The sequence below is a fragment of the Anaerobacillus alkaliphilus genome (genome assembly GCF_004116265.1).
Lineage (GTDB): Bacteria > Bacillota > Bacilli > Bacillales > Anaerobacillaceae > Anaerobacillus > Anaerobacillus alkaliphilus.
Map to the genome: position 1 here is coordinate 358,619 of NZ_QOUX01000001.1, position 13,945 is coordinate 372,563.

Annotated in this window: 14 protein-coding genes and 1 pseudogene; 9 read left to right on the top strand and 6 right to left on the bottom strand. The window is 35.6% G+C overall.

Features of this window, described 5'->3' with window-relative positions; genetic code table 11:
* Entirely contained in the window at window positions 1-1,107 is a 1,107-nt protein-coding gene (locus tag DS745_RS01855; protein ID WP_129076502.1) for a GerAB/ArcD/ProY family transporter, read from the top strand.
* A gap of 63 nt (window positions 1,108-1,170) precedes the next feature.
* On the opposite strand, the gene DS745_RS01860 is transcribed toward DS745_RS01855, so the two are convergent.
* Entirely contained in the window at window positions 1,171-2,469 is a 1,299-nt protein-coding gene (locus tag DS745_RS01860) for a voltage-gated chloride channel family protein (RefSeq protein ID WP_129076503.1), read from the bottom strand.
* A gap of 295 nt (window positions 2,470-2,764) precedes the next feature.
* Between DS745_RS01860 and DS745_RS01865 the strand changes: the two genes are divergently transcribed.
* The 4 genes from DS745_RS01865 (at window position 2,765) to spx (ending at window position 5,918) form a co-directional block, all read left to right on the top strand.
* Complete coding sequence (locus tag DS745_RS01865; protein ID WP_241657714.1) at window positions 2,765-3,256, top strand: TVP38/TMEM64 family protein; 492 nt, start codon at window positions 2,765-2,767, stop codon at window positions 3,254-3,256.
* A gap of 145 nt (window positions 3,257-3,401) precedes the next feature.
* Window positions 3,402-4,091, top strand: a complete 690-nt coding sequence (locus tag DS745_RS01870; RefSeq protein ID WP_129076505.1) for a response regulator transcription factor — start codon at window positions 3,402-3,404, stop codon at window positions 4,089-4,091.
* Window positions 4,088-5,506: a HAMP domain-containing sensor histidine kinase gene (locus DS745_RS01875; RefSeq protein ID WP_129076506.1), complete on the top strand. Its 1,419-nt coding sequence runs from the start codon at window positions 4,088-4,090 to the stop codon at window positions 5,504-5,506. The genes DS745_RS01870 and DS745_RS01875 overlap by 4 nt, the downstream gene beginning before the upstream one ends.
* Before the next feature lie 16 nt (window positions 5,507-5,522).
* On the top strand, window positions 5,523-5,918 hold the full coding sequence (gene spx / locus DS745_RS01880) for a transcriptional regulator Spx (RefSeq protein ID WP_129076507.1): 396 nt from the start codon (window positions 5,523-5,525) through the stop codon (window positions 5,916-5,918).
* An 86-nt stretch (window positions 5,919-6,004) separates the two neighbouring features.
* Here the strand turns inward: spx and DS745_RS01885 are convergent, their stop codons facing one another.
* The 4 genes and pseudogenes from DS745_RS01885 to DS745_RS01900 all read right to left on the bottom strand — a co-directional run bounded on the left by DS745_RS01885 (window position 6,005) and on the right by DS745_RS01900 (window position 9,577).
* Window positions 6,005-6,223, bottom strand: coding sequence for a DUF1450 domain-containing protein (locus tag DS745_RS01885; RefSeq protein ID WP_129076508.1), 219 nt, complete (start codon window positions 6,221-6,223; stop codon window positions 6,005-6,007).
* Window positions 6,224-6,350: 127 nt separating this feature from the next.
* Window positions 6,351-7,181 (bottom strand): deoxyribonuclease IV, encoded by an 831-nt coding sequence (locus DS745_RS01890; RefSeq protein ID WP_129076509.1) that lies wholly within the window; start codon window positions 7,179-7,181, stop codon window positions 6,351-6,353.
* Window positions 7,182-7,196: 15 nt separating this feature from the next.
* The gene (locus DS745_RS01895) at window positions 7,197-8,000 is read right to left on the bottom strand and encodes an Fpg/Nei family DNA glycosylase (protein WP_129076510.1); all 804 of its coding nucleotides are present in this window, start codon (window positions 7,998-8,000) and stop codon (window positions 7,197-7,199) included.
* 387 nt (window positions 8,001-8,387) lie between these two features.
* Window positions 8,388-9,577: pseudogene (locus DS745_RS01900) on the bottom strand (IS3 family transposase).
* A 271-nt stretch (window positions 9,578-9,848) separates the two neighbouring features.
* Between DS745_RS01900 and DS745_RS01910 the strand changes: the two are divergent.
* Together DS745_RS01910 and DS745_RS01915 are read left to right on the top strand one after the other, a co-directional pair.
* The gene (locus tag DS745_RS01910) at window positions 9,849-10,226 is read left to right on the top strand and encodes a response regulator (RefSeq protein ID WP_129076513.1); all 378 of its coding nucleotides are present in this window, start codon (window positions 9,849-9,851) and stop codon (window positions 10,224-10,226) included.
* Between the two features lie 7 nt (window positions 10,227-10,233).
* Entirely contained in the window at window positions 10,234-11,094 is an 861-nt protein-coding gene (locus DS745_RS01915) for a cyclic di-GMP-binding domain-containing protein, MshE-related (protein WP_129076514.1), read from the top strand.
* A gap of 67 nt (window positions 11,095-11,161) precedes the next feature.
* Here the strand turns inward: DS745_RS01915 and DS745_RS01920 are convergent, their stop codons facing one another.
* Window positions 11,162-11,890 (bottom strand): lipase family protein, encoded by a 729-nt coding sequence (locus DS745_RS01920; protein ID WP_129076515.1) that lies wholly within the window; start codon window positions 11,888-11,890, stop codon window positions 11,162-11,164.
* A gap of 115 nt (window positions 11,891-12,005) precedes the next feature.
* Here DS745_RS01920 and DS745_RS01925 point away from each other — a divergent pair, with 115 nt between their 5' ends.
* Both DS745_RS01925 and mtnK read left to right on the top strand, forming a co-directional pair.
* Window positions 12,006-12,386 carry a YccF domain-containing protein gene (locus tag DS745_RS01925; protein WP_129076516.1) on the top strand — a complete coding sequence of 127 codons (381 nt, stop codon included), beginning with the start codon at window positions 12,006-12,008 and terminating at the stop codon, window positions 12,384-12,386.
* Window positions 12,387-12,717: 331 nt separating this feature from the next.
* Complete coding sequence (mtnK, locus tag DS745_RS01930; protein ID WP_129076517.1) at window positions 12,718-13,941, top strand: S-methyl-5-thioribose kinase; 1,224 nt, start codon at window positions 12,718-12,720, stop codon at window positions 13,939-13,941.
* The last annotated feature ends 4 nt before the right edge of the window (window positions 13,942-13,945 follow it).

Consider the following 13,945-nt stretch of genomic DNA (forward strand, 5'->3'; position numbering starts at 1 on the left):
ATGAAAGTAAAAATAGCGAGTAACGAATTTTATACACTTCTTATTCTTTTTTTACTTGGTAGCTCGATTGTTGTTGGTTTGAATTTAGATACAGAGGAAAATGCGTGGCTAGTCAACTTACTATCAATGGTATTTGGAGTGGGTCTTTTCTACTTTTACCTTTATTTATTGAAATACGGTTCCTGGAAGGAGTTTCACATTTTACTCGAGTTTGTTTTTGGAAGGTTTATTGGGAGGACGGTATTGCTGCTTTATTCCCTTTACTTTCTCTACATAGGAAGCAGAGTTGTAAAAGATTTCTCATTCTTTATCCGGCAGACGTTATTTTATGAAATTGAACAGATGGTAATTTCAATCGTATTTGTAGCGATTATCGGATATGCCTTGTATTTGGGCTTGGAAGCGATTTCGAGAACATCTCAAATATTGACTCTTTTTACGTTTTTATTACTAATCTTAATTATCATATTCTCTTTTTTATCGGACGTCATTTATATAGAAAACGTTAGACCTCTAATAGATCTCGACTCCTTAGAACTGAAAAATATCGATCGGTGGATTACTTTTCCTTATGGGGAAATAGTCGTTTTTCTCCTTCTTTTGCCACTAGTAAATAACTATCAAAAGCTAATGAAATTCGGTTGGATTCCAATAGCAGTAAGTGGCCTAATTCTAATTGTATTCTCGGAAATTATTATCGCTATCTTAGGAGCAAAAGTCTCGACTCTATACACATTTCCACTTGTTAAGGCCATCGAAATGATAGAAATAGGTGGAGTTATTCAGCACATAGAATTTCTTTCTGTATTTGCCTTCTTTTTTGTTGGGTTTGTTAAGGTTTGTATATTTTTGTGGGCTAGTACAGAAACCTTTCGTCATACATTTCCATTTTTCCAAAGGAACTTTATTATTTTCTTACTGTGTACTTCTGTATTAGTTACCACCGTGATTATAGCAGATGATTTACCTCAGCATTTATTTATTGGGCTAAATATTGTACCTCTATATATCCATTTACCTTTTCAATTTGTTATTCCGTTAATCATGCTAGGGATCTTATTTATTAAGAATAGAAAAGGAAGTTCTTCTGTTAATAGCGGTAGTTAACGTGTTATGGCTTAAAAGATAGCGAAGGGACTTAGAAATTACAAAGTCCTTCGCTATCTTTTATTATTGATCTTTTTGGTCTGTTCCTTTTTCCAATTGTTTTGCTATCGTTGCGATTGTTTTCCCAGTAGGAAAGTTTTGTAAGCGACTTTTTGGATCGTATACTTTTTGTGATGGCCAAAGTCCGTGATGACCTGAAAAGATATAGCTAATGATACATGCGAGAAAAAAATACTCAAGCCCTTCTCCGTCGAACATTTCCATTGCTAATAAAAAGGAGGCTATTGGAGTGTTAGCGCCGCCGCAAAAAACAGCAATTAACCCAATTGCGGCAAGGAAGGAAGTTGGTAATCCTACGATTGTCGATAGAGTGTTTCCTAACGTCGACCCAACAAAGAATAACGGAATTGCCTCACCTCCTACAAATCCAAATCCCATGGTTACAGCTGTAAAAATTAATTTAGCCAAAAAGGCAAACGGAGGAACCTCTCCTGTAAATGATTGCTCAATCATTTCAAGACCACGACCGTTATATTCATATGAACCTACAATTAACATTAAGGCAACGATAATAACTCCACCTACAAAACCTCGTAGCATATGAGATTTTAAATGTTTTTCAGAAAACATCTGAAGATAATGTCGTAGCTGACAATATAATATACTGATAACACTAAACAGAATACAAACAATGAAAAATTTTATAAAGGTGGCCGTAGTAAGCTCTGGAACTTGTTTAATGATAAAATGTTCGTGCTCAACACCCCATGTTTGACTAGTTGTTAGATGACCAACAAAGCTAGCAGTAATACATGGAACAATTGCTTCATAACGTAACCTACCTAATGAGGCCATCTCCATACCAAACACAGCTCCTGTAATTGGTGCTCCGAAAGCTGCTCCAAAACCGCTACTAATTCCAGCCATAATTAAAAGGTTTGTATCTAATGGGCTCACTTTAAATAATCGATTGACGGACTCCGCAACGCTACCACCCATTTGAATGGCAGCTCCTTCTCTACCTGTCGAACCGCCAAACAATACGGTAATAAAAGTCCCTATATAAACCAATGGGCCGATTCGACGATCAATTTTCCCTTTTCCATGGATTTGATCAAGGATAAGATTATTTCCTTTTGCAGAGGCTTTGCCATGTACTTGATACAAATAACCGATTAGTACACCACCAAGTGGTAGGAAATAAATAAGTCCAGGATGGGCTTGTCTTGTTTCGCCTAAAAAGTCATTCGTTGTTAAGAGTAAAGCTGTAGTTGAACCAACAACTAGACCGATTACTGTTCCGGAAACAATCCATTTAATAAGTAGCAATAAAAAAGTAGTTGATTGATTTATTTGTTTCATAGTGCCCTCCAATAAAGACGATATGATTAGAGTTTTCCCGAACACATTTTTTTAACCAAAAGATTCCTTGTTCACACTCAGTTCATATTCATCTGTTATGATGCAACTTAGGAAGAGGTGATGTATCATTAAATTCTGGATAAAATTAGTTATTTCAATAAGTTTCATAACAATTACTAGTATCCTTTTAGTTAATACAACAACCATCCAAATACTACTTTCTGGAGATGTTGAAGCTTTTTTAGCATCAGTTAGTGATCAGCCTCTTCCATTATTAGGAATTACACTTGTGTTAATGATGGTTCAAAATATTATAAGCTTTATACCACTGATACTAATTCTTACAATAAATGTTTTGTCTTACGGCTTTTTTTACGGTTTGCTATGGAGCTGGGGTTCTAGTATAGTAGCTGCTTCACTTGTTTTTATAGTAGTCCGGTATGTATTCAAAAGTAATCTACTAAATAAAGTGAGTGTAACGCTAAAGGGAAAAGTAGAACAAAACGGGTTTACGTATGTACTATTGGCTAGGATTTTCCCGTTTTTTCCTACGAGCTTAGTAAATATAGGTTGTGGTGTGACTACAATTAAGTATAAAGACTTCTTATTAGCTACAGGATTGGGAAATCTGGTCTATTTCTTTGTGTTGTCAGCGGTTCCATTTGGAATTTTAAAAGGGGATCCAACTTTTCTTTTAGTGATCTTAATCGCTGTGATTATTACGTTTTTGATGATAAGAAAATTTAGGAGGAAGTCTCCTACTACTGTAAAGAATTTGGCTGAGTAAAAATCTCAGGAAATTCATAGCTTGTTCATATTTAGTTCATATTAGGATGTTAAACTTTATTCATCATAGTAAATAACCAGAATGAAGCAAAACTAATAGTGGACTGATGAGAGGTTAACCTTCCGCAATAAAAGGAGTTTTGCATATGAAACAACTAAGATTATTAGTCATTGATGACGATCCGAATATCTGTGAATTAATTAGATTATATGGTGAAAAGGCTGGTTATGATGTAACACATGCTAATGACGGTTTAAAAGGTGTAGATGCTTTCTTTGAATTTTCCCCTGATTTAGTCGTGCTAGATATTATGTTGCCAGGTTTAAGTGGCTGGGAGGTTTGTCAAGAAATCAGACACGAGTCACAAATACCCATTATTATGCTAACTGGAAAAGGAGAAAGTTACGACAAGATTAAGGGACTAGATCTTGGAGCGGATGATTACGTTGTAAAGCCCTTTGATCCAAAAGAGCTTTTAGCAAGAATGAAAGCTGTCCTAAGAAGATATAACATTTTCAATGGGGAGCAAGACGTGCTTTCATTTTCGGGGTTAATCATTGATATGAAACAATATAAAATTGAGAGTCAAGACGAACAAATCACGATGCCTCCAAAAGAGATTGAGTTACTCTATTACTTGGCTAATCATACGAACCGTGTATTTACACGCCAGCAGTTGCTGGACCAAATTTGGGGATATGATTTTGAGGGTGATCCCAGAACTGTAGATGTTCATATTAAAAGGATAAGGGAAAAATTAGGGAAGGATAACCCGAACTGGGAGCTAAAAACATTACGTGGAATTGGCTATAAGTTTGAGGTGACCAATCCATGAGGATTCGATCAAGTATCTTTACAAAGTTATTTAGTACCTATGTACTAAGTTCAATTGCTGCCTTTCTAATTTTTAGTACTGTCTTGTATGTCTTGTTCCAACAAGATTTGAAGGGAGATTTCCTAAGTACCCTGCATGCACAACATGAGCAAGTAGAGAGAACACTTCAATTAGCCTATGAAGAAGGGCAAAATAAGGAAGCGATTATTTCTACGCTCGGTTTTAATAATGATAATAGCCATAAAAATATTTACCTTTATGGAGAAAATGGTGAGTTATTGCATTTGTTTTCTGATTCAGAGGAGCCACTTCATATCGAGCAGGAGTTTATTGAACAAGCTCTTAGTGGGAACCCAGTCAATGAGTTCGTGAATGAAAAGGGGCATAGGATATTCTTGATGGTTTCACCAATAGAGAGTAATACATTGGTTGAATTTCAGGAAAAAGTATTAGTGATTGCACTACATGGCTATGACTCAGTAGCCAAAAGTATTAAAGGTATGTTTATGTTGGCAGGTCTTATTACTACAATCGTAGCCACTTGTTTCTTATTTCTAGTATCAAAAAAACTCTCAGCACCATTACAAACTATGAATGTTGTTGCAATGGAATATGCTCGAGGCAATTTTGATCGAAAAGTAAAAGTTGCTGGAGATGATGAAATAGGACAATTAGGTGAAACGTTAAATCATATGGCAAGTGAATTAGCTAGTTTAGATAATATGAGAAAAGAGTTTGTCGCTAATGTTTCTCATGATATGCGTTCGCCTTTAACATCAATTAATGGTTTTGTAGGGGCTATGTTAGATGGGACGATTCCTCAACAGGATCAAAAGCGGTATCTGCATTTAATGAAAGATGAAACGGAGAGGCTGATCAAGCTAGTAAACGATTTATTAGACATCGCCAGAATAGAGGCTGGACAAGTTTCTATACAACCACAAAATTATAATATTTCAGAGCAAATCCGTAAATTAATGGCGAAACTTGAACCACAATTAACGAAACAAAAGCTAGAAATTGAAATCCAATCCAATCAGGATGATGACTTATACGTATTTGCTGATAAGGATCGATTTGACCAAGTACTAGGAAATCTAATTGAAAATGCCGTTCACTTCTCTCCACAAAAAGGAATTGTGACAGTGAGGGTACTGGGTATCGGTAGAGAAGTTTCTATTTCTATTGAAGATCAAGGCCCAGGTATTCCGCGAGAAGAACTTAGCCACATCTGGGATCGGTTTTTTAAGGTAGATAAAGCCCGAAGTCAAAAAGTTGGAACCGGTATTGGGTTATCAATTGTAAAACATATTATTGATTTACACGGAGCAAGAATTGATGTTGAAAGTGAAGTAGGGAACGGTACAACATTCTCAATTACGTTACCGATGGCAAGCAAAATAGCAAAAGAATAGAGAGGAGAAATGTTTAATGATAACGATTTATACAACTCCAGGGTGTTCGTCATCAAGAAAGGCAAAAGCATGGTTGAAAGAGCATAATATTGAATTTGTTGAACGTAATATGTTAACACACAGACCTTCAGTTGCTGAAATTAAAACAATGGTAGGGAAGACGGAGGATGGGGTAGATGAAATTATTTCTACAAGGTCGCAAATATTTAAAAAATTAGGTCTTGATTTAGAAACGCTTTCTATTCAAAAACTGTTTAAAGTTGTTAGTGAAAATCCTTGCTTCTTACGTAGCCCAATTATCGTTGATGAAAAACGACTCTTAGCGGGATTTAGCGAAATTGAAATTAGACGATTTTTGCCAAGAAAAACACGAAAATTTTATTTGCAACAAGCACAGTTATTAGTCAATTAATGATAAAAACGTCAGTCACTGGGAATAAAGTGACTGACGTTTTTTTTTCGTAATAGAAACCTCGCAAGAAGCTGAGATAAAAGTTCCTAATTGACTTTCTTATAAACTTTTTTATATAACTCTTTTGCTGTATCACAAGCAATTACTTTACCATTTACAATTGAAAACGGGCAATGTTTACAAGTTTTGCATTCGCCCATGCACCCTTTTCGCTTGATTTTTATATCTAAATCCAGTGCTTTTAACTTTTTATAGACTTTTTTTGTTTTAAAGTCATTTTCACGACAAAAATACACTTTATCCATCTATGTATCACCTCACGAGGTTAATTGAAAATGATTATCACTTTCTTTTATTATAGCTAGAAATAGTCCTATCGTCACGTGAAAATTTAGCGAAAGGCTTGTCTTTTTTGTGTGAAATTATGGTAGACTACATAATCCAGTTCTTAACTAGTTGTATTTCCTCTTGATGGGTGTACTTTTCGTCGTCTGGTGTTTCTAATATTAACGGAATTCCTTTTATGACATCTGATGTTAAGAAGCTTTCCAACTGTTCTTGGGAAATATGGCCGTCTTTCAAGTTGGCATGTCGATCTTTTCGTTTACCTGATGGGTATTTAGAGTTGTTAAGGTGAACGGCCTTTAAGTGTTCAAAGTAACCTAGCTCTCTACCTTTTTGAGCAACCTCATCCCAATTTTCTCCGGTCCATAAACCACTTGCAAACGCATGACAAGTATCGAAGCAAAAGCCAATTTTTTCAGGATTGCTTGTTAATTTACGGACTTGTACCATTTCTTCTAAGGTAATGCCCATATTTGTTCCTGCGCCAGCATTATTTTCAATTAATAATAACGACTTTCCATGCCAACTGTTAAGTACTTCATTTAATATCGTGATCATTTTTCTATAGCCATCAAGAGTTGGCTCGCCCTTCATTGTCCCGAAATGAACGACAATTCCAATAGATCTGCAGGCTTCAGCAATCTCTAGGTCATTAAGAAGAGAGGCGACAATTTGAGCTTCACTCTCACCAGCTTCAGGGATTAATTTTGTTGGGTAAGGAGTGTGGGCGATAGAAACGATTGATTTTTCCTTACAGAAGTTTGCGCAGCCTTGTGCTGATTGCTGACTAAAATCTTTTACTGTTAGACTACGTGGGTTTTTCGGAAAGTACTGAAATGCTGTTGCTCCAATGGAAAAAGCTTTCTTTGCCGCTTGCTCATAACCGTTCCTGATACTAACATGACTTCCAATATACATCCGTTTCATCTCCGATCAATGCTGACAGTTTGGACAATAAAAAGTTTTTTTAGAAGAAATAATTTCTAAAACGATGTTTGTACCACACTGTAAGCAAGGCTTACCTTCTCTATCATATACAAGAGTTTGGTAACTTCCTGTTAACGTATCTCCTTTAAAAAATGGATCATCCATATAGCCACCTTGCTCAATTCCTCTGAGTAGTGCTTTTTTCATTCCAATGTATAAGTTTGTCTTTTCCTGTTCAGTTAGTTCGTTTAACTTCCTTGTCGGTTTAATTTTTGCAACAAAACAAATCTCATCCGAGTAGCAGTTACCAATGCCCGCGATAAACGATTGATTTACTAACGTTGTTTTTAGCATGCCACGTCGATTTTTTACAAGATCCAAAAAAGCCTCTTGTGATAGTTCTGCATCAAGTGGTTCAGGACCTAGCTTTGCAAATTCCTCATGTAATTGCTTGTCATCTAGTAAATGGAGATAACCGAGACGAAGTCCTATGAAATATAAATCACCAGTGGGAGTCGAAAGAATGATTTGCTTGGTCCGATCGGGACTATCATCCTCATTTCCAAAAAACATCCAACCACCAAGCATCAAATGGAGAACTAAGTTTTTTCCAGAACTAAGTCGAAAGATAAGGTGTTTGGCTCTTCGTTGGATTTCTAAAACAGTGGTATTAGTAACTTCGTTTGTATATAATGCCACAGGGACGTTAATTGATTTTTCTCGATTAATAACAATGTTTGTTATAGGCTTTCCTTTCATTTTCATATTTAAAAATTGTTTGTATGTTTCCATTTCAGGTAATTCAGGCATAAAATAAGCTCCTTAAGATGTGATATGTTAAGTATTTATAATAGTCAGGGGAAATATTAGAAGATTTCTGCGGATTTGCAACTTTAGAAGCTGTTTTGGACTTCTGTCAAGAAAGTGGACGATTTTAAGAGAGAATTTTAATTGTGGTTGCTTATGTTTTATAGCTAAATTTGAATTCCTTGTGAGATTTAATCTATCTTAATATTCAAACAAATGCATGTGAGTCCCAAAGAAGAGATTTGTTCATTCCGCCGCGACTTGACTTTGAGCCTCTGCGGGTATGTTTTCCAAACCACGAAGCCACCTGGTAATAACTCCATGTGGCTTGCCAAAAAAGGCTAACATACCCGCCTCTCCAAGTAAAGTCGCTCAATATTGTGCACCACCTTAAGCTGCTTGGTTTCCTCTAGTTTGTTTAGGGCCTTTACAAACCTTTCTTTCATACTCATTTGGTGATACATAACCTATTGTTGAATGGCTTCTTCTTTCGTTGTAAAAGCTCATAATATAATCCCAGATATCCCTTGTAGCTTCCTCGCGAGTACTATACTTACGTCGGTAGATTAATTCCTTCTTTAAGGTCGCAAAAAAAGACTCCATACATGCGTTGTCATAACAGTTTCCTTTACGGCTCATACTGATCTGAATGTTATATTCTTCTAGACATGAGATGTACTCTTTTGATGTATACTGAGAACCTCGATCTGAGTGATGGATCAAATTTTCTGATGGTTTTCTTGAATTAATTGCTCTGGCGAGAGCTTTTAAAGGTAGCTCCTTGGTCATAGTTTTATCTGTACTCCATCCAACAATCTTACGTGAGTATAAGTCCATGACAGTGGCTAAATATAGCCATCCTTCCATTGTCCATATATAAGTAATATCTGTTACCCAAACACGATCTGGCTGCTCTGGGTAAAATTCACGGTTCAGTAGATTAGGATAAATAGGATTACTGTGATTTGAGTCGGTAGTAACGACAAACCGTTGTTCCGGAATTGCCCGAAGCCCCATTTCTTTCATATATCTCCCAACTGTTTTCTCAGATACAGTATAGCCGAGTTTATGGAGCTCTCTAGTAATTCTTGGACTGCCGAAAACTTCCCTATTTTTATAGAAAAGATTAGATATTTTCGCCTTTATCTTTTCCTTTTGTTTCTTTTCCTTAGTAACCTTATTGCCTTTTTTTAACCACTTGTAATAACCACTTTTTGACACTTTTAAGACAGAGCACATCTTCACAACCCGAAACTCATTTCGTTGTTCATAAATGAACTGAAACACTATTTCTGGCTTTGCATGAAGATGCGCGCCGCCTTTTTTATGATTTCATTTTCCTCCTTTAGCTCATTAATTTGATCTAGTAGTTCTTTCTCACGTTTCTTAAACTCACTTGGTGTAATGTAACTTAAACCCTCTTGACTCATTTTAATCTTATTTCGGTAATCTTTTACCCATCGTGAAATTGTTTTAGGGGAGATATCCATTTCTCTACCGACATCTGTAGCTTTTTTCCCCTCATCTACTACTAACTTTGCAATATACTCTTTAAATTCCTGATCGTAAGATCTACGCATAGTGACACGCTCCGCTCTGTAAACTTGTGTTACAAGTCTCTCCATATCGTGTCCACTTTATAGTCTATATTCAGTTTCGTGCTATTAATGACTGCGTAAGACATAATTTGTAATATTAGCACCGTAGAAAATCGTAAATCTTGTCTAAACTTATATTTTTGTGAAGGAAAAAAGGGATTTGTATAGAAATAATAAAGTAGATAATTACTGTTAAGTACAAAGTGATTTATGAGTATCTGATCATTGCAAATAAAAATTGTGGAGGGACATCATGAATAGTTTAAGAGTTGCTGTATGTGACGATTCAATGTTGGTTAGAAAGAAATTGAAGGGGAGCCTCGAAGAACTTGGAATGAGTGTAGTAATTGAAGCCACAGATGGCTCTGATATAGTAGAAAAACTAAAAGAAACTAGCGATATTGATGTTCTATTTTTAGATATTGTGATGCCGAATAAAACGGGAATTGAAGCTCTAGAAGAACTGAAAAGTAATGAGAAAACAAAAGATATCAATGTAGTTATGGTAACATCTGTAGGTACCTCAAAACATGTCAAAGAAGCAGTTAAGTTAGGTGTTTTTGATTTCATGCAAAAACCAGTGGACATCAACGTGCTTAGAACGATTTTAGAAAGAGTGAAAGGGGAGTAATCTACACATGTTTAGTAAATATTTTGGTAATTTCTTATTGAACAAAGGAATTATCACAAGCGAACAACTTAATGAAGTTTTCCAAGAAGAAAAAAATAGCCATGTAAAGCTAGGAATCCTAGCACTAAATAAAGGCTTTATGTCTCTAAGTCAGATTGAGGAAGTTAATCAAGCTCAAATGGCTACCGACAAAAGATTTGGAGAAATCGCAATTGAAAAAGGTTACCTAACCATTGATAAATTAGAAGAATTGTTAACAGGGCAAAAAACAAGTTATTTATTATTAAGCCAAATCTTACTTGATAAAAATATATTGACGATGGAACAAATCAGCCGTCATTTATTTACCTATAAAAACGAAAATGGTTTATCGAATGAAGAGTTACAGGAATTAACTAGTGATAATGTTGAGAGAATTGTCTCTAACAGTTTGGAGTTAACCAATACTTCTATAGAGGAGTATATCATTCTGTTAGTAAAAAATATTGAACGACACTTAAGAGAAAAAACATTTATTGAAGTAGTAAAAGAGGTGCCTGCTGAGTACCAGCTAAGAGCCTATCAGAAAATTGTTGGGGAATACAGTTTAGATACATATTTAGTGTTTCAAGAACGGGATTTTATAAAAGTTGCCTCGATTTTTGCGGAAGAGGTATTAACAGAAGTTGATGAACTATGCATTTCTGCTGTTTTAGAGTTCTTAAACCTGCATAATGGTATTTTTATTGTTAACGAAGTTGATAAAGGCTTTGACATGGATCTTAAAGTTCAGACGTTAGTTGACGACCTTCCTTCAACAAATCAAGCTCTCTATTTTAAGTTATCGTTTGGGGATATGAATTGTTACTTATGCTTAGAGAAAAATTAGATAGAACGAACCGGGCGCTAGAAATGATTAAGCTCGGTTCGTTTTTTGTTGGTAGGTCTGACCCCATCTATTCTAGTTTTTCAATCCCTTTCTTATAGGTGACAAGGGCATGGTTATTAGCAATTGAACCGGTTTGAATGGAGAAGTTCACCTGTTTCGGTACATGTTGATAGTACCAATACCGGTTGGTAAATGGGCATTGAAGCTTTTGTGGAGGGAGTATTGGGATGATGTCATTTGTATTGACAAAGCGAAGACTGTTCTGAACACTTTTCGTATATTGCTGGGCAAATTGTTTATTACCAACCCGCGGGCTTGCAAAATTATAATGTATCACTTGTTTGAACCTACTGTTTTTCGTAACATCCAAAGCATGTAATGTAGCTAATGCTGCTCCGAGGCTATGACCAGTAATGAAGAGCTTCTTAAAGGGTGATATTTTTGAGTACGTTTTGAATATTTCTTCTCGACATGAGGCATAAATTGATAGAAATCCATGGTGTACCAAACCGCATTCTGGTGAAAAAGGAAAAGAGTCCTGGAATGCTTCTGCGTCAGCAATCCAATCTGGATCTGACTGGGTACCACGAAAAGCAATAATCACTGTATCCCATGTCTCTAAAATAAACCCAAACCACTCCTCTTTGTCAAACGCCTTAGCTTTAAAGGGTTTAACAAGTCGAACTCCATACGGAACTTTAAAGTGACCGTTGTGAGAGTATTGTTCATAGGTTAAGTTACACATATCGAGTAAGTATAGAGCCAACCGTTTATTGAAAAAAGGATTTTGTTTCACTTTTACCACCCCCTTACCTGATTTATATTATCTTATTCATAGTAGGAAAAATGGGTGTTGTTGATAATCAAGTAAATGAAAAGTTTCATACGATAAAAGGATAGGAGGGATCAGGATGGCTTTCATTGGAAATTTATTGTGGTTCATTTTTGGTGGAGGGCTTGTTGCTTGTGTTTTGTGGTTTTTGTTCGGATTATTAATGGCAATAACAATTATCGGAATTCCATTTGCGAAAGCAGCCTTTACAATTGCTAGCTTTGCTGCTTTTCCGTTTGGAAGACAATTAGTAGATGTGAGAACGTTAGGTGGGAAACGAATTTTTGGAACTGGGTTAGCAAACTTTTTGTGGATTATTCTAGCAGGATTTTGGTTGTTTATTTCCCATTTAGCAGCAGGTATTGCAAGTTGTATTACGATTATTGGTATTCCATTTGGGCTTGCTCACTTTAAGTTAGCATTTGTCTCGTTTGCGCCGTTAGGCAAAAGGATTGTTTAATAGAAATTTCTATTGGAATATCAGCCATAGGAAAAAGCTTAAGCTAGGGTTACTTGTCACCCTGCCTTAAGCTTTTATTAGATACATTTATTACCACGTTAAAGTAAAAAAGCTTGATAAGGGGTTTGAAATCAAATACTATATTATTCATATACTATTTTATTTATTTTGAAATGTAAGAATAGAAAGAAAAAACATGTACAAATCTAGTAACAATACATATAATGTAGATATTCTTATAGAAAGAATTATGCCAATAATCACAAAAATATTATTTGAGGAAACTATTGGAATATAAGTAGATAATACGGAGATTTTAGGAGGGAAATTCATGAGAGATTTTACTACTACATATTTTACGATGGTCGAGGCAGATGCACTAGACTATGTGAAGACACGATTATCTTTTTTTCCTGATGACGCAGAGCTTACATGTAAAGAAATTGGCGATGGGAATTTAAATTATGTTTTTAGAATCATAGATACAAAGACTGGTAAGTCACTAATTGTTAAACAAGCAGGACCGGTAGCTCGAATTTCTGATGAGTTTAAGTTGTCTCCTGATCGAAATCGTATTGAAAGTGAAATACTAAGTTTACAACACAAGCTAGCGCCTGGATTTGTTCCGATGATGTTTCATTACGATCCGATTATGAACTGTTGTGCAATGGAGGATTTATCTGATCATGAGATTATGAGAACTGCGTTGTTACAATATAAGAAGTTTCCTTTGTTTGCGGACCATATCACGACATTTCTGGTAAATACTCTTTTGTTAACATCAGATGTAGTCATGGACCATAAAGAAAAGAAGGAATTAGTCAAGCAATTCATTAACCCGGAGCTTTGTGAAATTACAGAAGATCTAGTATTTACTGAGCCGTTTATTGACCATCCAAGAAATGATGTATTTGAAGCTACAAAAGAGTTTATACAAGAAAACATCTGGGGAGATCCAGAGTTGGCGTTGGAAACAGCAAAATTAAAGCTCGAGTTTATGACGAATGCTCAGAGTTTATTACACGGTGATTTACACACTGGCTCTATCTTTATTAAAGAAGACTCGACAAAAATCATTGACCCTGAGTTTGCCTTTTATGGACCAATTGGATATGACGTTGGAAATGTTATTGCTAATTTAATTTTTGCATATGTTCATGCAAGAGCAACGATTGATGATGAGGCGAAAAAGGTTGACTATATGTCATACCTAGAAGATACAATTGTTGATACTATCGACCTTTATAAGGATAAGTTTATGGTTGCTTGGGATGAAAAAGCATTAGATCCTGTAGCGAGTTATCCAGGATTTAAAGAATACTATATAGGTAAAGTACTAGATAATACGGCTGCGGTTACTGGATTAGAGCTTTGCAGAAGAATTATTGGAATAGCCCACGTAAAAGATATAACATCCATTCAAGATCAAGACAAAAGGGCAGCGGCTGAGAAAATTTGCTTGTCGGTTGGAAAGATGTTGATCCTTGAGAGAGAATGGGTAAAAACTGGGGAAGATTACGTAAAGGTAATCCGAGAGTTTGAACAACTATTTTAGGAGT